This window comes from Streptomyces sp. NPDC055099, assembly GCF_053607685.1.
Genome location: NZ_JBSGUA010000014.1, coordinates 156,828 through 180,857, shown reverse-complemented (window position 1 = coordinate 180,857; position 24,030 = coordinate 156,828). Strand labels below are relative to the sequence as shown.

The 24,030-nt window shown below is 70.3% G+C and carries 25 protein-coding genes and 1 tRNA gene; 18 read left to right on the top strand and 8 right to left on the bottom strand.

Annotated elements, in window-relative coordinates; genetic code table 11:
* The first annotated feature begins 215 nt into the window (after nt 1-215).
* The 12 genes from ACWFRU_RS30550 (at nt 216) to ACWFRU_RS30495 (ending at nt 12,129) form a co-directional block, all read left to right on the top strand.
* Entirely contained in the window at nt 216-818 is a 603-nt protein-coding gene (locus tag ACWFRU_RS30550) for a YqgE/AlgH family protein (RefSeq protein ID WP_453691334.1), read from the top strand.
* Nucleotides 819-899: 81 nt separating this feature from the next.
* Nucleotides 900-1,187: a hypothetical protein gene (locus ACWFRU_RS30545; RefSeq protein ID WP_453691333.1), complete on the top strand. Its 288-nt coding sequence runs from the start codon at nt 900-902 to the stop codon at nt 1,185-1,187.
* A 135-nt stretch (nt 1,188-1,322) separates the two neighbouring features.
* Nucleotides 1,323-2,582 carry a hypothetical protein gene (locus ACWFRU_RS30540; protein ID WP_453691332.1) on the top strand — a complete coding sequence of 420 codons (1,260 nt, stop codon included), beginning with the start codon at nt 1,323-1,325 and terminating at the stop codon, nt 2,580-2,582.
* Nucleotides 2,583-2,592: 10 nt separating this feature from the next.
* The gene (locus ACWFRU_RS30535; protein ID WP_453691331.1) at nt 2,593-3,000 is read left to right on the top strand and encodes a hypothetical protein; all 408 of its coding nucleotides are present in this window, start codon (nt 2,593-2,595) and stop codon (nt 2,998-3,000) included.
* Nucleotides 2,990-3,670 carry a hypothetical protein gene (locus ACWFRU_RS30530; RefSeq protein ID WP_453691330.1) on the top strand — a complete coding sequence of 227 codons (681 nt, stop codon included), beginning with the start codon at nt 2,990-2,992 and terminating at the stop codon, nt 3,668-3,670. The genes ACWFRU_RS30535 and ACWFRU_RS30530 overlap by 11 nt, the downstream gene beginning before the upstream one ends.
* Nucleotides 3,667-4,287, top strand: coding sequence for a hypothetical protein (locus ACWFRU_RS30525; protein WP_453691329.1), 621 nt, complete (start codon nt 3,667-3,669; stop codon nt 4,285-4,287). Before ACWFRU_RS30530 ends, ACWFRU_RS30525 begins: the two co-directional genes overlap by 4 nt.
* Nucleotides 4,288-4,359: 72 nt before the next feature.
* A complete protein-coding gene (locus ACWFRU_RS30520) occupies nt 4,360-4,668 on the top strand; it encodes a DUF3039 domain-containing protein (protein ID WP_363211472.1) in 309 nt (102 codons plus the stop codon).
* Between the two features lie 96 nt (nt 4,669-4,764).
* On the top strand, nt 4,765-6,381 hold the full coding sequence (locus ACWFRU_RS30515) for a beta-N-acetylhexosaminidase (protein ID WP_453691328.1): 1,617 nt from the start codon (nt 4,765-4,767) through the stop codon (nt 6,379-6,381).
* A 297-nt stretch (nt 6,382-6,678) separates the two neighbouring features.
* On the top strand, nt 6,679-7,581 hold the full coding sequence (locus ACWFRU_RS30510) for an FAD binding domain-containing protein (RefSeq protein ID WP_365816486.1): 903 nt from the start codon (nt 6,679-6,681) through the stop codon (nt 7,579-7,581).
* Nucleotides 7,578-9,287: a 2Fe-2S iron-sulfur cluster-binding protein gene (locus tag ACWFRU_RS30505; protein WP_453691327.1), complete on the top strand. Its 1,710-nt coding sequence runs from the start codon at nt 7,578-7,580 to the stop codon at nt 9,285-9,287. The genes ACWFRU_RS30510 and ACWFRU_RS30505 overlap by 4 nt, the downstream gene beginning before the upstream one ends.
* The gene (locus tag ACWFRU_RS30500) at nt 9,284-11,596 is read left to right on the top strand and encodes a xanthine dehydrogenase family protein molybdopterin-binding subunit (RefSeq protein WP_453691326.1); all 2,313 of its coding nucleotides are present in this window, start codon (nt 9,284-9,286) and stop codon (nt 11,594-11,596) included. The genes ACWFRU_RS30505 and ACWFRU_RS30500 overlap by 4 nt, the downstream gene beginning before the upstream one ends.
* Before the next feature lie 8 nt (nt 11,597-11,604).
* Nucleotides 11,605-12,129: an AAA family ATPase gene (locus ACWFRU_RS30495; RefSeq protein ID WP_453691408.1), complete on the top strand. Its 525-nt coding sequence runs from the start codon at nt 11,605-11,607 to the stop codon at nt 12,127-12,129.
* 117 nt (nt 12,130-12,246) lie between these two features.
* Here the strand turns inward: ACWFRU_RS30495 and ACWFRU_RS30490 are convergent.
* The 5 genes from ACWFRU_RS30490 to ACWFRU_RS30470 form a co-directional block, all read right to left on the bottom strand.
* A tRNA-Cys gene (locus ACWFRU_RS30490) sits at nt 12,247-12,321 on the bottom strand.
* 107 nt (nt 12,322-12,428) lie between these two features.
* Nucleotides 12,429-12,836, bottom strand: coding sequence for a PIN domain-containing protein (locus ACWFRU_RS30485; protein ID WP_453691325.1), 408 nt, complete (start codon nt 12,834-12,836; stop codon nt 12,429-12,431).
* Entirely contained in the window at nt 12,833-13,096 is a 264-nt protein-coding gene (locus ACWFRU_RS30480) for a type II toxin-antitoxin system VapB family antitoxin (RefSeq protein ID WP_453691324.1), read from the bottom strand. The genes ACWFRU_RS30485 and ACWFRU_RS30480 overlap by 4 nt, the downstream gene beginning before the upstream one ends.
* 42 nt (nt 13,097-13,138) lie before the next feature.
* Nucleotides 13,139-13,915, bottom strand: a complete 777-nt coding sequence (locus ACWFRU_RS30475) for a helix-turn-helix domain-containing protein (RefSeq protein WP_453691323.1) — start codon at nt 13,913-13,915, stop codon at nt 13,139-13,141.
* Nucleotides 13,916-14,179: 264 nt separating this feature from the next.
* Entirely contained in the window at nt 14,180-14,611 is a 432-nt protein-coding gene (locus ACWFRU_RS30470) for an ATP-binding protein (protein WP_453691322.1), read from the bottom strand.
* A 161-nt stretch (nt 14,612-14,772) separates the two neighbouring features.
* On the opposite strand from ACWFRU_RS30470, the gene ACWFRU_RS30465 reads away from it, so the two are divergent.
* The 6 genes from ACWFRU_RS30465 (at nt 14,773) to ACWFRU_RS30440 (ending at nt 21,315) form a co-directional block, all read left to right on the top strand.
* Entirely contained in the window at nt 14,773-15,642 is an 870-nt protein-coding gene (locus ACWFRU_RS30465; RefSeq protein WP_453691321.1) for a helix-turn-helix domain-containing protein, read from the top strand.
* Entirely contained in the window at nt 15,639-15,911 is a 273-nt protein-coding gene (locus ACWFRU_RS30460; RefSeq protein WP_453691320.1) for a DUF397 domain-containing protein, read from the top strand. The genes ACWFRU_RS30465 and ACWFRU_RS30460 overlap by 4 nt, the downstream gene beginning before the upstream one ends.
* Nucleotides 15,912-16,005: 94 nt before the next feature.
* Nucleotides 16,006-17,457: an MFS transporter gene (locus ACWFRU_RS30455; RefSeq protein WP_453691319.1), complete on the top strand. Its 1,452-nt coding sequence runs from the start codon at nt 16,006-16,008 to the stop codon at nt 17,455-17,457.
* Nucleotides 17,458-17,580: 123 nt separating this feature from the next.
* Entirely contained in the window at nt 17,581-19,380 is a 1,800-nt protein-coding gene (locus ACWFRU_RS30450; RefSeq protein WP_453691318.1) for a DEAD/DEAH box helicase, read from the top strand.
* Nucleotides 19,381-19,717: 337 nt separating this feature from the next.
* Nucleotides 19,718-20,359, top strand: coding sequence for an IclR family transcriptional regulator (locus tag ACWFRU_RS30445; protein ID WP_190080202.1), 642 nt, complete (start codon nt 19,718-19,720; stop codon nt 20,357-20,359).
* Nucleotides 20,360-20,508: 149 nt separating this feature from the next.
* A complete protein-coding gene (locus ACWFRU_RS30440) occupies nt 20,509-21,315 on the top strand; it encodes a S16 family serine protease (protein WP_453691317.1) in 807 nt (268 codons plus the stop codon).
* A gap of 148 nt (nt 21,316-21,463) precedes the next feature.
* Here ACWFRU_RS30440 and ACWFRU_RS30435 read toward each other — a convergent pair whose 3' ends face one another.
* The 3 genes from ACWFRU_RS30435 to ACWFRU_RS30425 form a co-directional block, all read right to left on the bottom strand.
* Nucleotides 21,464-22,063: an ArsR/SmtB family transcription factor gene (locus ACWFRU_RS30435; protein ID WP_453691316.1), complete on the bottom strand. Its 600-nt coding sequence runs from the start codon at nt 22,061-22,063 to the stop codon at nt 21,464-21,466.
* Nucleotides 22,064-22,158: 95 nt separating this feature from the next.
* Nucleotides 22,159-23,130, bottom strand: a complete 972-nt coding sequence (locus ACWFRU_RS30430) for a glycine betaine ABC transporter substrate-binding protein (RefSeq protein ID WP_453691315.1) — start codon at nt 23,128-23,130, stop codon at nt 22,159-22,161.
* Nucleotides 23,127-24,026: an ABC transporter permease gene (locus ACWFRU_RS30425; protein WP_453691407.1), complete on the bottom strand. Its 900-nt coding sequence runs from the start codon at nt 24,024-24,026 to the stop codon at nt 23,127-23,129. The genes ACWFRU_RS30430 and ACWFRU_RS30425 overlap by 4 nt, the downstream gene beginning before the upstream one ends.
* Between the last annotated feature and the right edge of the window lie 4 nt (nt 24,027-24,030).

Here is a 24,030-nt window from a genome sequence, read left to right as displayed (position 1 = left end):
GGACCAAAGGGCAAGCGTAATGGGCGTGTACCCCCTCTCCGTAAGGCCAAGGGCGCGCGAAACACGTCAGGACTTCGTGACAACACGAACCGTTCGGAACCGGACACTCCGGGTCACCGCCGAAAGTGTGCGCTCCGGACGCGCCCATGCGCCCCTGAGCTGCATTCACTCCCGTACGGGCATTGCCTCCCCCCGCGGGGCAAAGATGCGGGATCATGTCGTTCATGACCGAGGTGTCCTCGCTCACAGGGCGGCTGCTCGTGGCCACGCCTGCCCTGGCGGACCCGAACTTCGACCGCGCGGTGGTGCTGCTCCTCGACCACGACGAGGAGGGCTCGCTCGGCGTGGTCCTCAACCGGCCCACGCCGGTGGACGTCGCGGACATCCTGGAGGGCTGGGGTGACCTGGCGGGCGCGCCGGGCGTCGTCTTCCAGGGCGGCCCCGTCTCGCTCGACTCGGCGCTCGGCGTGGCGGTGATTCCGGGGGAGGAGGGGGCCGGCTCCCGGCCGCGACCGGGGAGAGGCGAGCCCATCGGCTGGCGCCGCGTGCACGGCGCGATCGGCCTGGTCGACCTGGACACCCCGCCCGAACTCCTGGCGCCCGCGCTCGGCTCCCTGCGCATCTTCGCCGGCTACGCGGGCTGGGGCCCGGGCCAACTGGAGGACGAGCTCGTCGAGGGCGCCTGGTACGTGGTCGAGTCCGAGCCCGGCGACGTCTCTTCGCCGTCCCCGGAGCGGTTGTGGCGCGCGGTCCTGCGCCGCCAGCGCAGCGAACTGGCGATGGTGGCCACCTATCCGGATGACGCGTCGCTCAACTGAGGACTCCTCGGGGCACCCGGCCCCTAACGTGTGCCGGGCGATGGTCCGGTGGCCTCGTGTGCGTGAGGGGAGGCCGGGGGAGTGTCTGATCCTGATCTGGCTGTCGACCATGAGTTGCTCGATACGTCGGCGAAGCAGCTGGGTGCCATTCAAAGAGAGTTCAAGAACCTGGGTGAATGGAAAGAGGACATCGCGTCGGTCGTGGGGGCCTCCGACCTCAGAGGAGCGATGGCCGATTTCATCGACAACTGGGACGACAACCGCAAGCGTCTGCTCGCGTCGTTGAATGCCGTCGGCACGATGGTCGAGGAAACGCGAAACGCATTCAAGAAGCTCGATGACGAGTTGTCGAAGCCTGGCAAGAAGTAGTGGTGACTCGGTCATCACGTCGACCCATCGTTTGATTCCGGGGGAAGAGTGGCACGACCGAAGGACTGGCGGCCCCTGTGTGAAAGTGATCCCGTGCCGGGTGATCCTGATGGGGTTCGCGGCCAGGTGAAGCACATGAAGAAGATCGCCGAGTATCTGCGTACTCAGGCCGCGGCGCTCAACGCGATGGCTGACGCGGACAACCTCAAGGGAAAGTATGCGGAAAAGCTCGGTGAGGATGCGCGGGGCTTGGGGCGAAAGCTTGACGAGGCGGAAGACCGGTACCGAGAGGTCAAAGGTCATCTGGCTGGCTGGGCAGATGAACTCGAGGGGTTCCAGAAGAGGGCGGACAAGGCGCTTGAAGACGCCAAGGACGCTCAGCGTGTGATCGACGCGCACGAGGGCAGCGCTGAGGACAAGCCTGCCTCCGGCAAGGGCGAAAAGGGCGGCAAGGGCGGCACGGGCTCCGGTGCGGAGGACGCCGCACTCAAGCGTGCCAAAGAAGACCTGGAGAGTGCCCGGGGGCGATTCAACTCCGCGGTCGGCGATTACGACGAACGCTCCGGTCACTTCGCAGCGAAGATCAGGGACTCCATCGACGATGACATGGCGGACAGTTGGTGGAACGACGCCAAGGGGGCGATCGCTGACGCCGACTGGATCGGTGAGTGGGCTGACAGGTTGAGCTGGGCCGCGACGGCCGTAGGTGTGGCAGCCATGCTCTTCCCGGGCATCGGCTGGATCGCGGCTGCCTTGACTGTCGTGGTGCTGGCTGCCCACGCGGCACAGGCGGCAACAGGAAACGGTTCATGGTTCGACGTCCTCATGGACATCGGGGCCTTGAAGCTGGCCCGTAATGGCATGAGAGCGGCCAAGGGGATCAAGCTCCTGCAGAACAGCTCACGCACGGTCGCCTCCAAGTCGGCCGGTACCGCCCAACAGGTGCAGAGCGCGTCGAAGACCGCGGGGTCGAGGGCCAGTTCGGTGGCGAAGTCCCGGAAAGGTGGTGGAAGGTCGGGAAATGCGCGCAACAACGCCAGAGCCCGAAATATGCGCCAGCTGGCCAAGAGTCGGGCAGACGGGAAGAAAGCCGCCGGTGAGGTGCGAGATGCGGAGATGCCGCAGATTACCGCGCAGGAGAAGGCCGATGTGTTGGGAGACGCCCAGCTCGGTCGGCAGATGAAAGACATCAAGAAGTGGCGCGCTCAGTTTCCCGCCGACGCGCAGCTCGCGGCCAACGCCCGCCAGGCCGAGCGTCATAAGGACGCGCTCGTAGGGTCGTGGGGAGCCAGTACGGTCCTTGACAGTGGGGACAAAGCCGGCGACAAGTTCTCGGGCGGCGAGTACAGCAGAATGAAGGATCGCATGACGCGGTCAGTGGGCTCGCGATGGTGAGGAAGAGTTGATGACCGTGGAAGGCGCCGACGGGGTAGCCCGCAGTGAGCGGCGTTTGGCGTGGCACCTGGGCTTTTTCAGATGGTTCTTCCTGCTGTCCATGGTGCGTATGTTCGCTGCTCCCGCGAGCAAAGATTTCTTTGGCAGGGAATTGCTGCCGTGGCCGACGTGGGACTGGGTGTTGTGTGCGCTGGTACCGGTGCTCGTGATCTATTTGTCGCGGCGTCCGGATGATTGGGAGGATCTGCGCGGTGAGCGCAGCCTGATCAAGTGGGCGCTCATTCTGTACATCTTCTACGCGTTGCTGGGGGCCGTGGGCATGGGCGCCTGGACGCTCTGGATCGCTGTGGGCGTCTGCCTCGCCGGCTTCGCCGGAATGTGGCACCTCAACCGCGCGGAGCGGCTTCGTGCAGCCTGAGCCGGTCGGGTGGGCGGAACGGATCGACGACGTGGCCCCGGTCACCGGGTACCGCATCATCCTCCCCGACCAGTGGGCCCAAGTCCCCCTGCGTCACGGCACGGAGGAGGCAATCCGACGGATCCTCGACGACGCCTGCGCCCGCATTCCCGCCGATGCGCCGCCGGACAAGATCGGCCCCTACAAGCGGGAGCTGGAGCGCCGCTTTCGGGAGGCTGTGGCGCAGGCCGTGAGGAGCAAGGCCCTGGACCTCTACCTGCCGGTCAAGCCGATGGGTGAATTCAGCGTCGGGGCGTCGATCCTCGTCTCCGAGAGCCTCCTGTCCCGGCGCCGGGCGCAGCCGCAGCCGCAGAACGCGGCCGAGCCCACCGAGGCGGCCGTTCGGCTCCTCTCCAGGGACGGTGTGGAGGGCGCCGACCTGAGTTCGGGGGAGGTCGACGGGGCCCTCGCGGTCCGCCGGGAGCATGTGGCGAAGGCCGACAGCGGCCAAGGAACAGAACTCGCCTCGCGGCGTGTCGAGTACATGATCTCCGTACCGGGTGACCCGGACCGTTGGTTCGTGGCGGCCTTCTCGACCGTCGGGGGCGGCAGTCCCCGGGACGAGCTGGCCGAGGCCCTCGTCGAATGGTTCGACGCCCTCATGGCGAATCTCCGCTGGACGCGTGGATGAGCGAGTACTTCCGGGCCGTCATCGACATCGAGGACGTCGACCCCACGCCCTGGGTGATGGTGCCGCCTCGGTCCGGCCTGACGGCCCCCTGGTCGGTGTGGGAGGACATCCGCGCCTGGTCGCGGGAGGTCGCCGAGGAGTTGTGGGAGGACCACGGCCTCGACCCGGGCACAAACGGCGTGGACTTCGTCGCGGGAACCCTGGAGCGCTGCGCCGAGGCATTCGCGCCGCCCGGCTCGGACCACTGGGTATTCCTCCATCTCGATCAGCCCACCAACCTGCCGCTCCCGGTCTGCGCGGCCGTCGGACCGGCGTCAGGTCCTCGGGAGGCGGCCCTCCGCGCCCTCACCGAGGCGGACGACCCGGGAGCCGTCGAGCCCGCGGTCGTGAAGAGCGTCAAGTCCGAGAAGCTGGGCGAAGGACTGACCACCTTCCGCTATGTGCCGCAGACCGACTCGCCCCACCTGCTGGGCTGCGTCCGTTACGGCTGGCAGGTGGACGAGCACAAGGCGGACGTCGTCGTATGGGCGGCCACCGAAGATGTCGCCCACCTCCTGCGCGCCGCCGACGACCTTGACGGCCTGGCGCGGTCGCTGTCGGTCCGGGTGGTTCCCTGAGGATCGTGCCGCGTGCGGTGTACCGGTCCGGGCGATGCCCGCAACCCGTGAGCGTAGGTACCCTTGGATGCCATGAGCACTCTTGAGCCCGAGCCCGAGCGCGGGGCAGGTACGGGGACCCTCGTAGAGCCGACGCCGCAGGTGTCGAGCGGTGACGGTGACCACGAGCGCTACGCGCACTATGTCCAGAAGGACAAGATCATGGCGAGCGCGCTCGACGGTACGCCCGTCGTCGCGCTCTGCGGCAAGGTGTGGGTGCCGGGTCGTGACCCGAAGAAGTACCCCGTCTGCCCCATGTGCAAGGAGATCTACGAGTCCATGAGCGCCGGTGGCGACAAGGACAAGGGCGGCAAGGACGGCAAGGGCGGCGGCAAGAAGTAGCCCCCGGGCGCGGTCCCAGGACCACCCTCGTGAAAGGGCGTTGCGTGTACCGCAACGCCCCTTTTGCGTTGTGCAATCGCGTGGCAGCCTCGCCGCATGACCTTTGAGCAACTCATTCCGGCGCCCGCACGCGCCGAGGGACCGCTTCCCGAAGGCTTCATCCTCGATTCGTCGACCGCGCTCCGTGCCGGGCCCGGCACCGAGTCCACCGAGCGCTGGCTGCGTGCCACGCTCGGCGGTGCGTTGGGGCTGCCCCTCGCGCCCGGTGACGGCGGCGCCATCTCGCTCGGCATCGATGACTCCCTTGCTCCCGAGGCGTACCGGCTCAGCGCGACCCAGAGCGGTGTCGAGATCACCGGTGGTGCCGCTCCCGGGGTCTTCTGGGGGGCCCAGAGCCTGCGGCAGCTCATCGGGCCCGAGGCCTTCCGGCGCGCGCCGCTGCGGGCCGCCGGGCGGTACGCCGTGCCGGGGTGTCTGATCGAGGACAGCCCCCGCTTCGGGTGGCGCGGCATGATGCTCGACGTGGCCCGGCACTTCATGCCCAAGGACGGCGTGCTGCGGTATCTCGATCTTCTCGCCGCCCACAAGCTCAACGTCTTCCACTTCCACCTCACCGACGACCAGGGCTGGCGCATCGAGATCAAGCGCTACCCCAGGCTGACGGAGGCCGGTTCGTGGCGTCCGCGCACGAAGTGGGGGCACCGCGCCTCCGAGCTGTGGAACGACACCCCGCACGGCGGTTACTACACGCAGGACGACATCCGCGAGATCGTCGCGTACGCCCATGAGCGGCACATCGCCGTCGTACCCGAGATCGACATCCCCGGGCACTCGCAGGCCTCCATCCACGCCTACCCGGAACTCGGCAACACCGACGTCGTCGACACCGCGTCGCTCGGCGTCTGGGACACCTGGGGCGTCAATCCGAACGTCCTCGCCCCGACCGAGAACACCCTCCGTTTCTACGAGGGGGTGTTCGAGGAAGTTCTTGAGCTCTTCCCCTCCACGTTCATTCATGTGGGAGGGGATGAATGTCCCAAGGACCAGTGGAAGGCGTCCCCCACCGCGCAGGCCCGCATCAAGGAACTGGGAGTCGGTGACGAGAACGGGCTGCAGAGCTGGTTCATCCGGCACTTCGACAGCTGGCTGACCGCGCGCGGGCGCAGGCTCATCGGCTGGGACGAGATCCTGGAGGGCGGCCTCGCCGAGGGCGCCACCGTGTCTTCCTGGCGTGGCTACGGGGGCGGCATCGCGGCGGCCAAGGCCGGTCACGACGTCGTCATGTGCCCCGAGCAGCAGGTGTACTTGGATCACCGGCAGGACGGCGGCCCCGACGAGCCCGCGCCCATCGGCTTCGTCCGCACCCTGGAGGACGTCTACCGCTTCGAGCCGGTGCCGCCGCAGCTCACCGAGGACGAGGCACGCCACGTCCTCGGCACCCAGGCCAACGTCTGGACCGAGGTGATGGAGTACCACGCACGCGTGGACTACCAGGTGTTCCCGCGTCTGGCCGCCTTCGCCGAGGTCGCCTGGAGCCCGCTGCCGCCATCGGCCGAGCGCGACTTCGCGGACTTCGAGCGGCGAATGACCCCGCACTACGCGCGACTTGACGCGCTCGGCGTCGACTACCGCCCGCCCGGCGGCCCGTTGCCGTGGCAGAAGCGCCCGGGAGTGCTCGGACGCCCGATCGACGGAGCGCCCCCGAACGTGTGAGGCGCACCCCGTGCTCCGCGTGTCGGGCCGCCCGCGCTGACAGCGTGGGCGGTCCGGCGAAAGCCGTACAAGAGTCACCGAAGAGTGGCAATTCCCGCTGACCGGCGAGGGCGTGTGAAAACGGCACATCCCCCAGGTCTGCGGACGAATGACTCCTAGCGGACCCCCGCGCCGGGGCCCGGGGAAGATGTGCCAGAGTTGCCACGTCCGGGCTGTGAGCACGTACCGTACGGCGGAACAGGCGTAACGGTGGGCACGGCGAGAAAGCCGCCGGACATCGGGAAGGGGCAGCCGGTTTTGAGCACGCACGCACCGCAGGCGGCGCACACAGCGCAGACGGCGACGCTGCCTGCGACGTTGGACGAGGCCGTGGAGGCGCTCGCCGCGATGCCCGCCGCCGTGCCCGTGGCCGGCGGCACCGACCTCATGGCCTCCGTCAACGCGGGCCTCCTGCGCCCCGCGGCCCTCGTCGGCCTCGGCCGCATCAGCGAGATCCGCGGCTGGCAGTACCAGGACGGTCACGCGCTGCTCGGCGCCGGCCTCACCCACGCACGCGTCGGACGGCCCGACTTCGCCGCCCTGATCCCCGCGCTCGCCGCGGCCGCGCGCGCCGCCGGACCCCCGCAGATCCGCAACGCGGGCACCTTGGGCGGCAACATCGCCACGGCGGGACCGACCGGCGACACCCTGCCCGTCCTGGCCGCCCTGGAAGCCGTCCTCGTCATCGCGGGCCCCGGCGGCGCACGCCGCGAGGTCCCCGTCTCGCACCTGCTCGCGGGGATGGACATGCTCCGCCCCGGCGAACTCATCGGCTTCGTACGGCTGCCGCTCCTGCACGCCCCGCAGGTCTTCCTGAAGGCGACCGGACGCACCGGCCCCGGCCGTGCCCTGGCCTCCGTCGCGCTCGTCCTCGACCCGGCGCGGCGCGGTGTGCGCTGCGCGGTCGGTGCCGTCGCGCCGATGCCGCTGCGGCCCCTGGAGGCCGAGCAGTGGGTCGCCTCGCTGATCGACTGGGACGGCGAGCGGACGATCGTGCCGGAGGCGCTCACCGCCTTCGGTGAGTACGTCGCCGCCGCGTGCATCCCCGACCAGCCCCCGGCGGAGGACGGCTCGCCGCAGCCGCTGCCGCCCGCCGTACTGCACCTGCGGCGCACCGTCGCCGCGCTGGCCCGACGAGCACTGGGGAGGGCGCTGTCGTGAGGGACGACCAGACCGACGCAAACGCCGCGGACGCCGCGAACGGCGGCTGGCAGCCGCATCCGCAGGGCGAGTACGACTCGGACGCCACGGCCTTCGTGCAGCTCCCGGAAGGCGCCCTGGACTTCGACCACTCCCCGCTGGCCGCGCCCGGCCACGGTTACGTGCCGCCGCAGATAACGGTCACCCCCACGACGGCCGACGCGACGGACCCGGCCGCCACGGGTGTCTGGGTCATGCCGCCCGAGGTGACGGGCGCGGGCACGGGTGCCGCGGGCGCCGGTGGCCAGAACGTGACGTGGCCCGACGCGGGCGGTGTGCCCGAGTCGCCGCAACCGCCGCATCCTTCGCAGCCTTCCGTCGACGAGCACGCGTACGACCCCCGGGCCACCGGGCAGTGGAGCTTCCACGAGGCGGAGGGGCACGCGCCCGCCGCCCCGGCCCCCGCCGACGTCACGGGGCAGTGGTCGATTCCCGTCGCCAATGGTGATCTTCCGGACGAATCGGGTGAGTTCACCGCGTCCTCGCTCGCCGCGCAGTGGGGCGGCACGCCCCCGGCGACGCTGCCGGGCGGTGCGGCCGCGCCGTGGGCGACCGGAGGCGCCGGCGCGGGCGCGCCGTGGTCGGAGCCCGTGCAGCAGCCGTACGCCGACCCGCAGGCGCAGGTCGACCCGCAGTCGCACGCGCAGCAGCAGTACGCCGAGCCCCAGCACCACGAGCCGCAGCACCACGAACCCGTCCTGCCGCCGGAGCCCTTCGTCCCGGCGGCGCCGGTGGCTCCCGAGATGCATGTGGTGCCTGAGATGCCGCTGGTTCCTGAGGCGCCTGAGGTGCCCGAGGTACCCGAGACGTCTGAGGTGTCCGCGGAGCCGGACCCCGAGCCGGAGCCGGAGCTCGCAGCCGAGGCCGACGCCGAAGTCGATGCGGATGCAGAAGCCGACGCCGAGGTCGAGGTCGAAGCCGAGGCAGACGCCCAAGCCGACCCCGACCCCGCTCCCGAAACCGATCCCGCTCCCGAAGCCGACCCCGCCCCCGAGGCCGAGCCCGAGCCCGAAGCGGTCCTCACCGCCACCGCCCTCTCCGACGAACACCCCCTCTGCTCGTACGTCCTGCGCGTCAACGGCGCCGACCGCCCCGTCACCGACGCGTGGATCGGCGAGTCGCTCCTCTACGTCCTGCGTGAGCGCCTCGGCCTCGCGGGTGCCAAGGACGGCTGCTCGCAGGGCGAGTGCGGTGCCTGCAACGTCCAGGTGGACGGCCGTCTCGTGGCCTCCTGCCTGGTGCCCGCGGCCACCGCCGCCGGCAGTGAGGTGCGCACCGTCGAGGGCCTCGCCGCCGACGGAAGGCCCTCGGACGTGCAGCGGGCGCTCGCGGCCTGTGGTGCCGTCCAGTGCGGCTTCTGCGTACCGGGCATGGCGATGACCCTGCACGACCTGCTTGAAGGCAATCCCGCCCCGACCGACCTGGAGACGCGCCGCGCCCTGTGCGGCAACCTGTGCCGCTGCTCCGGCTACCGGGGCGTGCTCGACGCCGTGCAGGAAGTGGTCGCCGAGCGCGAGGCGTCGGCGGCGGCCGCCGAGCCGTCCGCCCAGGGCGACGGTGAGGCACGCATCCCGCACCAGGCGGGACCCGGCGCCGGAGGGGTCAACCCGGCGGCGCAGGACGGAACGTACGAAGGACCATACGGCCAGGGCGGAGGCCAGGCGTGAGCAACGAAGCCGCGGGGAACGGGAACACCGCGACCGCAGTGGAGCCGCAGCCCGGCCCGGAGCCGCTGCCGCACGGCATCGGCGCGTCCCTGCCGTCGGCGGAGTCCCGCGCCAAGACGGAGGGCACGTTCCCCTACGCGTCCGACCTGTGGGCGGAGGGACTGCTCTGGGCGGCCGTCCTGCGCTCGCCGCACGCGCACGCGCGCATCGTCTCGATCGACACGTCCCAGGCGCGCGAGATGCCGGGCGTGCGGTCCGTCGTCACGCACGAGGACGTGCCCGGCGAGGCGCTGCACGGCCGCAAGACCGCGGACCGCCCGGTCTTCGCCTCCGAGGTCGTACGCCACCACGGCGAGCCCATCGCCGCCGTGGCCGCCGACCACCCCGACACGGCACGGATGGCCGCCGCGGCCATCTTCGTCGAGTACGAGGTCCTCGAACCGGTCACCGACCCGGAGAAGGCCTTCGCGGCCGAACCCCTGCACCCCGACGGCAACTTGATCCGGCACATCCCGCTGCGGCACGGCGACCCGGAGGCGGCGGGCGAGCTCGTCGTCGAGGGCCTCTACCGCATCGGCCGCCAGGACCCGGCGCCGATCGGCGCCGAGGCGGGGCTCGCGGTGCCGCGTCCGGACGGGGGCGTGGAGCTCTACATCGCCTCCACCGACCCGCACACCGACCGCGACATGGCCGCGTCCTGCTACGGCATCGACCCCGACATCGTGAAGGTCGTCGTGACCGGCGTGCCCGGGGCGACCGCCGACCGCGAGGACGCCAGTTTCCACCTCCCGCTCGGCCTGCTCGCGCTGACCACCGGCTGCCCGGTGAAGCTGACGGCGACCCGCGAGGAGTCCTTCCTCGGCCACGCCCACCGCCACCCGACGCTCCTTCGCTACCGCCATCACGCGGACGCCGAGGGCAAGTTGGTGAAGGTGGAGGCGCAGGTCCTGCTCGACGCGGGCGCGTACGCGGACACGTCGTCGGACGCGCTCGCCGCGGCCGTCTCCTTCGCCTGCGGACCGTATGTAGTCCCGAACGCCTTCATCGAGGGCTGGGCGGTCCGCACGAACAACCCGCCGTCCGGACATGTCCGGGGCGAGGGCGCCATGCAGGTGTGCGCGGCGTACGAAGCCCAGATGGACAAGATCGCGAAGAAGCTGGGCATCGACCCGGCCGAGGTGCGGCTGCGCAACGCGATGGCGACGGGGGACATCCTCCCCACCGGCCAGACGGTCACCTGTCCCGCCCCGGTGGCCGAACTCCTCGCCGCCGTACGGGACTTCCCCCTCCCCGAGCTGCCCAAGGACACCCCCGAGGACGAGTGGCTGCTGCCCGGCGGCCCCGAGGGCGCGGGTGAGCCCGCCGCGGTGCGCCGGGGCGTCGGCTACGGCCTCGGCATGGTCCAACTCCTGGGCGCCGAGGGCACGGACGAGGTCTCCACGGCCACCGTGAAGGTCCACGACGGCATCGCGACCGTGATCTGCGCGGCGGTCGAGACGGGGCAGGGCTTCACCACGCTCGCCCGCCAGATCGTCCAGGAGACGCTCGGCATCGACGACGTACGGGTCGCTCCCGTCGACACCGATCAGCCCCCCGCCGGACCGAGTTGCCACGGCCGCCACACGTGGGTGTCGGGCGGCGCGGTGGAGCGCGCGGCGAAGATGGTCCGCACGCAGCTGCTCCAGCCCCTGGCCCACAAGTTCGGTATGTCGACCGAGCTGCTCCAGATCACCGACGGCAAGATCACCTCGTACGACGGCGTGCTGAGCACGACGGTGACGGAGGCGATGGACGGCAAGGAACTCTGGGCCACGGCCCAGTGCCGCCCCCACCCCACCGAGCCCCTCGACGAGGCGGGCCAGGGCGACGCGTTCGTCGGCATGGCGTTCTGCGCGATCCGCGCGGTGGTGGACGTCGACATCGAGATCGGTTCGGTACGGGTCGTGGAGCTGGCGGTCGCCCAGGACGTGGGCCGCATCCTCAACCCGACCCAGCTGAAGGTACGTATCGAGGCGGGCGTCACGCAGGGCGTCGGCGCGGCGCTCACGGAGAACCTCCGTACGCCGCGCGGCCTGGTCCGCCACCCGGACCTCACCGGCTACGCGCTCCCGACGGCCCTGGACACCCCGGACATCCGCATCGTGAAGCTGGTCGAGGAGCGCGACGTGGTCGCCCCCTTCGGCGCGAAGGCGGCGAGCGCGGTGCCGGTGGTGACGACCCCGGCCGCGGTGGCTTCAGCGGTACGGGCAGCCACCGGCCGCCCGGTGAACCGCCTCCCGATCCGTCCGCAGGCGGCGGTGGCGACGTGACGGCGCCCCTGGCCGGGGTCGTCGTCATCACCGGCATCATGGCCTCGGGCAAGTCCACGGTGGCGCAGGCGTTCGCCGAACGCCTTCCGCGCGCGGCGCATGTGCGGGGCGACGTCTTCCGCCGGATGATCGTGTCGGGCGGCCAGGAGTACGAGCCCGGCGCCTCGGACGAGGCGGCGGCCCAACTCCGCCTGCGCTACGGCCTGTCGGCGGCTACGGCGGACGCGTACGCGGCGGCGGGCTTCGTCGCGGTGGTCCAGGACGTCATCCTGGGCGAGGAGTTGAAGACGTACGTGGATCTGCTGCGTACGCACCCCGTGCACGTCGTCGTGCTCGCCCCGCGCCCGGACGCGGTCGCCGCGCGGGAGGCCGGGCGCGGCAAGACCGGGTACGGCGCGTGGACGGTGGAGGACCTGGACGCGGGGTTCCGCTCCACGACCCCGAGGCTCGGCCTCTGGCTGGACAGCTCCGACCTGACGGTCGACGAGACGGTGGACGCGATTCTCGCGGGGCTCGACGAGGCGCGGGTCTAGCCAGACGGAGGCGGGACCGTCGCGAGCAGGTCCGTCGAGTGCGGGTCCGTCGCGTGCGGGTCCGTCGTGGCTGGTCGCGCAGTTCCCCGCGCCCCTTCGGGGCGCGCCCCTTGATCGTGGAGGCCGTGGCGGGAATCGAACCCGCGTAACTGGATTTGCAGTCCAGCCCCTGAACCACTCGGGCACACGGCCGAGTTGAACTCGACTCCTTGAACCTAGCCGTGGCCGGCGGGCGCGCTCAAGGGATCTCCGGCTGCCGCAACGGGACTGCCACACCCCGTTCATGATTCACGGCGCGCTCAGGCGCCGAGGAAGAGCGTGGGCTGCCCCGTGTGGCGCGCGATCGTCTCGAAGTCGTGGTCCCGGTGGAGCAGCGTGCGCTCGGTCAGTTCGGCGGTCGCGGCGGTGAGCAGATCCACGACTCCCGGTGCGCGGTGCTCGCCGCGATTGGTCAGCGTGTGCTGGACCTCGCGTGCGCGTGCGTAAACGCTGTCGGGAACGGGGACCCACGCGTAGGCGAGGTTCAGGGCGCGCAGAATTATGGCGCGGTCGGCTGCCGAGCGGGCGGTGTAGAGGAACTCCAGCTCGGTCACGTCGCAGATCCCGACCAGTCCGGCGTCGATCGTCTGATTCATGCCGTGGCGATCGTCCAGGTCGGGCAGCAGAAGCGTGAGGGCCGAGCTGTCGGCCAGGAAGTGCACGGTCATGCGGCGGGTGTCTGGTCCTTGCCGGTCGGCTTGTGCAGGTCCTCGTAGGAGTCGTAGCCGTGCTTCTCGTTGAGGGCGTCGAGGTCGATCGCGCCGGAGGCGACGAGCTGGGCCAGCTCACGACGAGCCTCCGCGCGTACGGAGCGCCGCCTTATGTCGGCGAGGGCCTGGTTCACGGTGTCCTTCTTGGTGGCCGTGCCCAGGATTTTCTGGGCCTCGGCGAGCGCTTCGTCATCGATGTCGATGAGCATCTTCGTCATGACCACTCCCTTGCGTATATACGGAATGCTAGCACGTATATACTACGCCGCTGTCGTAGCGCTTGGTGCGGTGCAGTCGCGGCAGTAACCCGGCCCCGGGGCCCGAAAAGCGCGGTCGCAGTGGTCGCAGTTCTGGAGGGGGTCCGGGCGTGATGGGGGCGCCGGGGTGGCCGGGAGCGGTGGTGGCAGGAACTCCGTGAGGCGGTGGGCCAGCAGGGCCGCCGGGTGGTGGATCGGGGAGGTGGGGAGCCCTGCCGTGAGCGTGCGGCGCACCGCCTCCGGGCTGATGCCCCGGTCCAGCCAGGCCGTGGCCGCCGGTGCGAGGCGGTGTACGTCGCGTTCGGCGAGCAGGAGGCGGGGATCGTGGCGCCGCAGGTCCGTGAGGAGGGTGGTCGCGGCGGTGTCGTGCGCTTCCGGGGGAGGGGGTGGCGGGGCAGGCGTCGGCGATGGCTGGGCTGCCGTCATCGCGGGCGGGTTGTTGTACGACACCGTTCGCGTGATCACCTGCCCCGACGGCAGACGTTCCCGAGTGCGCGTGAGGTAGCCGTGGGCCTCCAGCTCGCGCAGGGCAGCGGCGATACGGACCTCCCCCTCGGGGAAGCGCTCCGCCAGGCGTTTGATGCTGACCTTGGCGCCGGCGGGCAGCGACTGGATGTGGGCGGCCAGGCCGATCGCCGTGAGGGAGAGATCCCGGTGCTGGGTGAGGTGGTTGCCGACCACGGTGAAGCGGTCCGCGTGGCGGCGGTTGTCGTGCCCGATCCCGGAGGACGGAACGGGGGACGCTGCGCACGGGGGCGCGTTAAGCTGCTGATCAGCCATCGGGAAGGTTGCTTCTTCCTTGGTGTCAGGCCCTCGCACTGGGATTGCAGTCCCGGCGAGGGCCGTCCTATGTCTGGAGTTGTCGAGGCCGAGCTTGCACCGCGAACTGGCATATGCGCCAGTTGCGTTGGGGGAGATCACCCGTGTGAGTGACGGCGGCGGGGTTTGGGGTGGGTGGGGGAGGTTCTCACCCTCATTTCTTACGTACTTGATGTCGCGCCCCGCCGATCGCGGGGCCGCCAGGGCGTGGAAACCTCGATCGGATCAAATGGGGTCGGAGACATCAATTTCCGCCCAAACTGTTTTGCAGAGGGGCGAGCCGTGTTCCGTGCCCCAGCGGTCGGACAGGGCGGCGACCAGGAACAGGCCTCGGCCCGACTCGGCGTAGACGGGCGGGAGCTGGACGTCTGCCGGTGGGCTGCGGTCCGCCCTCGCATCCGTCACCTCGATACGGAGCGTGGCCGCCCCGGTGAGTGTCAGCGTCAGTCGAAAACTTCTGCCGGGTACGTGCCCGTGCAGCGCGGCGTTGCTCGCCAACTCGGCGACGATCTGCTCCGCGGCCTCGAACGGGAGCCCCTGGGCGCGGAGTTGCTCGCCTGTGAGAAGCCGAGCCAGGCGGGCGCCTCTGCGGGTGGCGGAGAGCAGGATCGTGAACTGGCGCACGGGGGTCGAAGTGCGGGCGGTTTCTTGATTCACGTCACTCAGCGTGGCCGGGCGTGCGTACCGTGAACAGCGGCGCGGACTGTGCGTACCGCGTTTGTCCCGCGCTTGTCCCGGCTTGTCCCGGCTGTCCGGGGTGACGTACGGGTACGAGTGCGCGTTGGGCTTGGACGGTACGTCGGAGGTGCGTGGTGGGCGTGAACAGTGGCGGCGAGGCATGTAACGACGGGGCGGATGAGCCTGGTTGGGACATCGATCCTGAGGACGACGAAATCAGTGCGGTGGTCGAGATGACTGGCCACCAGCTCAAGTTGTGGAGGGAGGCAGCGGGCCTTCGGGTAGCCCAGTTCGGGGAGGCCATCGGGTACGGGGAAGACCTCATCCGGAAGATCGAGCGCGGGGCGCGGATTCCTCGTCCCGAGTATCTGGACAAGGTGGACGAGTTCCTGAACGCGGGCGGGCTCGTCTCCGCGATGAAGAAGGAGATGCGGGAGGCCCGGTATCCAAAGAAGGTACGGGAGCTGGCGAAGCTGGAGGAGCGGGCGGTTGAGGTCTTGCTGTACAGCAACCACAACATCCACGGGCTGCTGCAAACAGAGGAGCATATGCGCGCACTCTTCGCGGGGTGGTTGCCCGCCTACACGCTGGACGAGATGGATGGCATGGTGGCCGCTCGAATGGGTCGCCGGTCCATCTTCGAGCGTGACCCCATTCCGGCGCTGAGCTTCGTCCAGGAGGAGGTGACGCTACGTCGCCCAGTTGGAGGCACAATGGTATGGCGCCGCCAGCTTGAACGCCTCTTGGAAGTGGGCCAGTTGAGAAACGTGGCGATCCAGGTGATGCCAACCAGCTGCGAAGAGCATCCCGGTACGGGCGGGCTCATCGAGGTGCTGAAGTTCCCCGACGGCACGGCAGTAGGGCGTTCTGAGGGAGCATTCAGTGGCCGGCCGGTATCTGATCCGAAACAGCTCAGGATCCTTGAGTTGCGCTATGGGATGATCCGGGCTCAAGCTCTCACGCCGCGGAAGTCGCTGGCCTTCATCGAACAAGTGCTGGGAGAGACATGATCCGCAAGGCCTCTGCCGGGGACGCCTCCAAACTGGAGTGGTTCAAGAGCAGCTACAGCAGCAGCGGCGACGGCAACGACTGTGTCGAGGTCGCGTTGGAGTGGCGAAAGAGCAGCTTCAGCAGCAGCAGTAACGGCGAGGACTGCGTAGAAGTAGCCACCACCCCCGCCACCATCCACATCCGCGACTCCAAGAACACCCAAGGTCCCCGCCTCGCCGTCACCCCCGCCGCATGGGGCGACTTCATCACGTACGCCTCCGCGAGCTGACCCGCAGACAGCCGGAGACGTACGACCAAGGGACCAGAAGCCGACCGACCCCGGACAGGGGTCATAGCCCGCCACGCCCCTTACGCTGGCGGGCATGAGCGCCCTGGAACCACGCGACGCCGAAGTCGCAGCCGCCCCGATAGTCCCGCCGTCCGAGCTCAAGGGCGGAGTGCTCCGCGCGCCCTACCGCGCGCTCAGTCTCGGCATCGTCTCCGTGGTGCTGCTCATCGCCTTCGAGGCGACCGCCGTGGGGACGGCGATGCCGGTGGCCGCCCGTGAGCTGGACGGTGTCTCCCTCTACGCCTTCGGGTTTTCCGCGTACTTCACCACCAGCCTCTTCGGCATGGTGCTCTCCGGGCAGTGGGCCGACCGGCGCGGGCCGCTGGGGCCGCTGGCCTGCGGGATCGCCGCGTTCGCCGCGGGGCTGCTGCTCTCCGGGACCGCCCAGGCCATGTGGATGTTCATCCTCGGCCGTGCCGTGCAGGGGTTCGGCGGCGGGCTCGTCATCGTCGCGCTGTACGTGGTCGTCAGCCGCGCCTACCCGGAGCATCTGCGGCCGTCCATCCTCGCGGCGTTCGCGGCGAGCTGGGTGGTGCCGTCCGTGGTGGGGCCCCTGGTCTCCGGGACCGTCACCGAGCACCTGGGCTGGCGCTGGGTCTTCATCGGCATCCCGGTGCTCGTCGTGGCGCCGCTGGCCATCGCGCTGCCGCAGATCCGGCAGCGGGCCGCCGGGCCCGTCTCCGATGTGCCCGCCGGCCCCTTCGACCGCCGTCGCATCCGGCTCGCGCTCGGGATCTCGCTGGGGGCCGGACTCCTCCAGTACGCGGGTCAGGAGCTGCGCTGGCTCTCGCTGCTGCCCGCCGCGGTCGGGGCGGTGGTCCTCGTGCCCGCCGTCCTCGGGCTGCTGCCGCGCGGCACGTACCGCGCCGCTCGCGGCCTGCCCTCCGTCGTGCTGCTGCGGGGCATCGCGGCCGGGTCCTTCATCGCCGCCGAGTCGTTCGTACCGCTGATGCTCGTCACCCAGCGGGGGCTCTCGCCGACCATGGCGGGGCTGTCGCTCGCCGTGGGCGGTGCGACGTGGGCGCTCGGGTCGTTCGTGCAGTCGCGGCCGGGCATGGAGCCGCACCGTACCCGGCTCATGGTCGTCGGGATGCTCCTGGTGACCGCCTCCATCGCCGCCGCTCCCACCGTCCTGATCGACGCCGTCCCGGTGTGGATCGTGGCGGTGGCCTGGGCCTTCGGCTGTCTCGGCATGGGCACCGTCATCGGGTCCACCAGCGTCCTGCTGCTCCGGCTCTCGCCGCCCGCCGACGCGGGAGCCAACTCCGCCGCACTCCAGATCTCCGACGGCCTCTCCAACGCCCTGCTCCTGGCCGCGGGAGGCGCCGCCTTCGCCGCGCTGGGCGGCGGGATGGTGGACGCGCACGGCTCCACCGGGGTCGGCGGATCGCACCCGGGGGCCTTCGTCGCCGTCTTCCTGCCGATGGCGGCGGTCGCCCTGGTGGGGGCGTGGGTGGCGACGCGCCTGGAGGAACGCCCGGCCTGAGGTCGCCGTGTGAGACCCGTCGCACCCGTCCCGGGGGCCGTGCCGCTCTCCGCGAGGCGTCAACCTTCACCGGTAGGGTGGCCCGGTTGTCGTACCTACCCCAGACGTCAAAACCCGGAGACCGTGACTACCACCGCCGCCAACTCCGCCTCCTCCCACCACCTCTCTCCCGCCTTCCCCGGCCGCGCCCCCTGGGGCACCGCCAACAAGCTGCGAGCCTGGCAGCAGGGCGCGATGGAGCGGTACCTCCAGGAGCAGCCGCGTGACTTCCTCGCCGTCGCGACACCCGGCGCAGGCAAGACGACCTTCGCGCTGACGCTCGCGTCCTGGCTGCTGCACCACCATGTCGTGCAGCAGGTGACGGTGGTCGCGCCGACCGAGCACCTGAAGAAGCAGTGGGCGGAGGCCGCGGCCCGCATAGGCATCAAGCTGGACCCGGAGTACAGCGCGGGGCCGCTCAGCAAGGAGTACCAAGGCGTCGCCGTCACGTACGCGGGCGTCGGCGTGCGGCCCATGCTGCACCGCAACCGCGTCGAGCAGCGCAAGACCCTGGTGATCCTCGACGAGATCCACCACGCGGGAGACTCGAAGTCGTGGGGCGAGGCCTGCCTCGAAGCGTTCGAGCCCGCCACCCGGCGCCTCGCGCTCACCGGTACGCCGTTCAGGTCCGACACCAACCCCATCCCCTTCGTCACGTACGAGGAGGGGAACGACGGCATCCGGCGGTCCGCCGCCGACTACACGTACGGCTACGGGAGCGCGCTGGGCGACGGCGTCGTCCGGCCGGTCATCTTCCTGTCCTACTCCGGCAACATGCGGTGGCGCACCAAGGCCGGTGACGAGATCGCCGCGCGGCTCGGCGAGCCGATGACCAAGGACGCGATCTCGCAGGCCTGGCGGACGGCCCTGGACGCGCGCGGCGAGTGGATGCCGAACGTGCTGAAGGCCGCCGACCAGCGGCTGACCGAGGTCAGGAAGGCCATCCCGGACGCGGGCGGGCTCGTGATCGCCTCGGACCAGGACTCCGCCCGCGCCTACGCCAAGCTGATCCGCGAGCTCACCGGGGAGAAGGCCACCGTCGTCCTCTCCGACGACACGGGCGCCTCGAAGCGGATCGACGACTTCACCGCGAGCACCGACCGGTGGATGGTCGCCGTCCGCATGGTGTCCGAGGGCGTCGACGTGCCGCGCCTCGCGGTGGGCGTGTACGCGACCACGATCTCGACGCCGCTCTTCTTCGCGCAGGCCGTGGGGCGTTTCGTGCGTTCCCGGCGGCGCGGCGAGACCGCGTCCGTCTTCCTGCCCACCGTCCCCGACCTCCTCGGCCACGCCAACGAGATGGAGGTCGAGCGCGACCACGTGCTCGACAAGCCGAAGAAGGAGGGCGAGGAGGACCCCTACGCCGAGTCCGAGAAGGAGATGGACGAGGCGAACAAGCAGGAGGACGAGGACACCGGCGAGCAGGAGCAGTTCTCCTTCGAGGCGCTGGAGTCCGACGCCGTCTTCGACCGGGTCCTGTTCGACGGTGCGGAGTTCGGGATGCAGGCGCACCCGGGGAGCGAGGAGGAGCAGGACTATCTGGGCATCCCCGGCCTCCTCGAACCCGACCAGGTGCAGATGCTGCTCCAGAAGCGGCAGGCCCGGCAGATCGCGCACAGCAAGAAGCGGCCCGACGAGGAGGCGGATCTCCTCGAACTGCCCGCCGAGCGGCGGCCCGTGGTCTCCCACAAGGAGATGCTGGAGCTGCGCAAGCAGCTCAACACGATGGTCGGCGCGTACGTCCACCAGAGCGGGAAGCCGCACGGCGTGATCCACACCGAGCTGCGGCGCACGTGCGGCGGCCCGCCGAGCGCCGAGGCCACCGCCGGGCAGCTGCGGCAGCGGATCGCGAAGGTCGGCGAGTGGGCCACCCGCATGAAGTGAGCGGGCCCCTGTCCGTGAAGTGAGCGTGCCTTCCGCCGGTGTGAGGGGGAGGGGTGTGTTCCGCGTGTGCGGGAGTCGTGCGTACCCCCGCCGACGCGCCCCGCGTATGGGGCATTGCGCCCCTAACAGTCGGTCTCGTGCCCGGATTCTGGACGGAGTCTTCCGCTGAGCGGGACGGCCTCGCTAATGTCCCCGCAACGTACACGCCCCGTGGCAGCGCCGCCGCGGAGCGCAGCCGGAGTTCCGACCGGCGGCCTCTGACGCGCGTCGCCCACGGGACCGGCGACGCAACCGCTGCGTAGAGAGGCCGTCGACCCTCACCTAAGGAGTGGGCGTCGTGACCGCGGAGACTTCCCAGACGCTCGACCGAGGACTGCGCGTCCTCAAGCTGTTGGCCGACACCGACCATGGGCTCACCGTCACCGAGCTGTCGAACAAGCTCGGCGTGAACCGCACGGTGGTGTACCGCCTCCTGGCCACCCTTGAGCAGCATGCCCTGGTCCGTCGCGACCTGGGCGGCCGGGCCAGGGTCGGCCTCGGGGTGCTGCGCCTGGGCCGCCAGGTGCATCCGCTGGTGCGCGAGGCCGCGCTGCCCGCGCTTCGCTCGCTGGCCGAGGACATAGGTGCGACGGCGCACCTGACGCTGGTCGACGGCACGGAGGCCCTCGCCGTCGCCGTCGTGGAGCCGACCTGGACGGATTACCACGTGGCCTACCGGACCGGCTTCCGGCATCCCCTGGACCGGGGCGCCGCGGGCCGCGCGATCCTCGCCGCCCGGCAGGGCCTCGCCACCGACCCCGGCTACGCGCTGACGCACGGCGAGCTGGAGGCCGGCGCGAGCGGGGCAGCGGCGCCTCTGGTCGGCGTGACCGGCATAGAGGGCAGCGTCGGCGTCGTCATGCTGTCGGACTCCGTGCCGGAGCGGGTGGGGCCACGGGTGGTGGACGCGGCGAGGGAAGTAGCCGATGCGTTGCGCTGAGGCCGCGCGGGCGAGCGGGTTCTCCTGGGCACCGTCGATCACCGGCTCCGCCGAGTTCGTCCTCAAGCGCCGGACGGGCTGAATGTGCTCTCCTCGTCCGTCGTCAGCTGACCGGCAGGACGGGAACCCCCGTCCGTTAGATTGATCCCGTGTTCTCCCTCTCTAGCCTCACGCGCCCCAAGGCCCTCGCCGTCTGTGCCGTTCCCGTGGTCGCCCTGCTGGCCGTCGCCGGGCTCGCGCCGTTGCCGTTCGCGGTGGCCCAGCCGGGGTCGACGGCGAACGTGCTCGGCGAGAGCGAGGGCAAGCCGGTCATCACGATCACCGGTACGCCCACGCGCGAGACGGAGGGGCAGCTGCGGATGACGACCATCGTGGCCACGGGGCCCGACATGGACGCGAGCCTGAGCGACGTGGTGGACGGCTGGTTCCGCACGGACCGTGCCGTGATGCCCAAGGACTCGGTGTACCCCACGGGCGACAACGTGAAGGAAGTCGAGGAGCACAACCTCGGCGACATGAGGAAGTCGCAGGACACGGCCACGCAAGCCGCGCTCTCGTACCTCAAGGCGAACGGCGTGGACGGCACCGACAAGGTGAAGGTGAAGGTCGACCTCGGCAAGGTCGGGGGCCCCAGCGCGGGCCTCTTCCTCTCGCTCGGCATCATCGACCTGATCGACGGCAACGGCAGCGGCGGGGACCTCACGGGCGGCCGGAAGATCGCGGGCACCGGCACGATCTCCGAGGACGGGAAGGTCGGCCCGGTCGGCGGTGTGGCGCTGAAGACGCAGGCCGCCAAGCGTGACGGTGCGACCGTCTTCCTGGTCCCGGAGGACGAGTGCTCGGACGCTCAGGCGGAGCTGCCGAAGGGCTTGCGGCTGATCCCGATCACGTCGCTGAAGGGCACGGTTGACGCGCTGCGTTCCCTGGACCGGGGCGGTAAGGTCCCGAGCTGCTGACCAGCCGCAGGCCCAACTCGACCATGGTCCAGCCGAGTTGAGTGCGAAGCGGGGGCCGGCTGTCACGTAAGGGCGCGGCACGGTGGAGCTCTTCGGCGCGGGCGTGGTGCAGCAGGAGATGTACGTCCGGGTGCATGGCTGTGGCCTCTCAGGCTGTGTAATGCGTCGGGAAGACGTGGGTGTGCAGGCGCACCCTGGCTGAGCCCGGGGTGGTGTCGGCGACCTCCGACGGGCGGTAACTCTCGATGAGTTCGCTGATCTTTCCGGCCAGTTCGGCGGTGAGCTCGGGCGTCAGACGCAGGGTGTAGTCGCTGAGGTCGGAGCTCTCCCTCCACTCCGTGGGCCAGTCGTGCTGGGTGCCGACCCAGGTGGACGTCTCCGTGGCATGGAACGTCGTGACCTCGTGGAGGTACACCGCGACGGCGCCGCGCACCGCCGGGTCACGGTCGTTGATGAGGGACTCGTCCAGGCGGGTCCCCTGGTGTGCCGACTGCCACCAGCGCTCCCGGCCCTTGCCCCGGTCCGGCGCGTCCTCGACGAAGCCGTGCGCCGCGAGCTGACGCAGGTGGTAACTCGTCGCGCCGCTGGACTCGCCCAGGCGGGAGGCCAGTTGGGAGGCGGTCGCCGGGCCTTCGCGCCGCAGCGAGATGAGCAGCTGCATGCGCAGGGGATGCGCGAGGCCCCGCAGGGAACGAGGGGTGAGCGTATGGACCTTCCGGCCCTCGGGGTCTGTCGTGCCGTCCGTCATGCCTTCACCGTAGACATGCAAAGACTCCGTTGCAACGCTTTTTGCAACGGAGTCTTTGCAACTATCGGCGCCCCGCGGCGCCCCGCACCCAAGCGCTACCCCTCCCTCACGAACCCCTCCTGCACCAACCAGTCCAGCGCCACCTCATGCGGATCCTGACCCTGCACGTCCACCTTGGAGTTCAGCTCCTGGGCCACCGTGTTGTTCAGCTTCTTCGTGATGGGGTCCAGGACCTCCGCCATCTTCGGGTACCTCTTGAGCGCCTTGCTGTTGATCTCCGGGGCGACGTTGTAGTTGGGGAAGAAGTGCTTGTCGTCCTCCGTCACCGACAGGTCCATCGCCTTGATGCGGCCGTCCGTGGTGAAGACCTCGCCGAACACGCACGACCCCTTGGAGACCTGGGTGTAGATGATCCCGGTGTCCATCTTGGTGATGTTGGAGGCGGGGATCTTCATCCCGTACTCCTTCTGCATGCCCGGCAGCCCGTCCTCGCGCGAGGAGAACTCGCTCTCCACGCAGAGCGTGACCGCGTCCGGGTCCGACTTCGAGAGGGCCGCCACGTCCGAGAGGGTCTTCGGCTTGTACTTGGCCTCGTTCTTCCGGTTGACGGCCAGGGCGTACGTGTTGTTCAGCTCGGCGGGCGGCAGCCACGTGACGCCGTTCTTCGCGTCCGCCTCACGCACCGCCTCCCACTGCTTGTGGGGGTCGTCGATGGGCTCGGAGTTGCCGAGGTAGGTGATCCAGGCGGTGCCCGTGTACTCGTACATGGCGTCCGCGTCACCGCTCTTGACGGCCTCGCGGGCGCCGATCGAGCCCTGGATGCCCGTCCGGTCCAGGACGTCCGCGCCGGCCGCCTCGAAGGCGATGCCCATGATCGCGCCGAGGACGAGCTGCTCGGTGAACTCCTTGGACGTCACGGTGAGGTCGACGCCCTTCAGGGGCAGGCCCTTGCCGATCGTGCCCGGCTTCACGTCGTCCACCATCGGGCTGCCGCTGGTGAGACCGCAGCTCACGAGCAGGGCCCCGCCCAGCACGCCGAACGCCGCCGTACGCATCGTGACCCTCATGTCCCGGCCTCCAACCCGCGCGGACGCAGCACCAGTTCGGCCAGCGAGGCCAGCCAGTCGACCAGGAGCGCGAGCGCGATCGTCAGGATCGAGCCGAGCATGAGCACCGGCATCCGCTGGTTGGTGATGCCGGTGGTGATGAGGTCGCCGAGCCCGCCGCCACCGCCGAAGGTGGCGAGCGTCGCCGTGCCGACGTTCAGGACGAGCGCGGTGCGCACCCCCGCCAGGATCAGCGGGACGGCCAGCGGCAGCTCGACCTTGCCGAGGACTCCCCACGGCGACATGCCGATGCCGCGCGCGGCCTCCAGGAGGGTCGGATCGTTGGCGTTCAGGCCCGCGATCGTGTTGGAGAGGACCGGCAGGACGGCGTAGATGATGATGCCGATCAGGGCGGCCTTCTCGCCGATGCCGATCCAGATCACCAGGAGGGCGAGCAGGCCGATCGCCGGTGTCGCCTGGCCGATGTTGGCCAGGGCCATCGCGCCGGGCGCCGCCTTGCGGAGCTTCTTGCGGGTCAGCAGGATGCCCAGCGGGATCGCGATGATCAGCACGAAGAAGGTGGAGATCACCGTCAGCTGGATGTGCTGGCGGAGCCTGAGCCAGACGTTGCCGTCCGCCAGGGCGTTCGTGGAGATCGAGTCCAGGTCGGCCTGCTCGAACCACCACCAGGTGAGCAGCAGGACCAGGGCGAGGAACGCGGGCAGGATGGTGAGCTTCTGCCAGCCGATCCGCCGCCGCCGGCCCGTGGCAGCGCCCGAGGGCGGCGGCTCCTGCTCGGCCTCGCCCGTGTCACGGTAGAGATGGCCCTTGACCTCGTGCTCGCCGTCGGGTCGCGCCCCTGGTCCGCCGCCGGGGGCCGGGGGGTGGTCGGGGACACGGGGATTGTTCCCGGGGATGCCG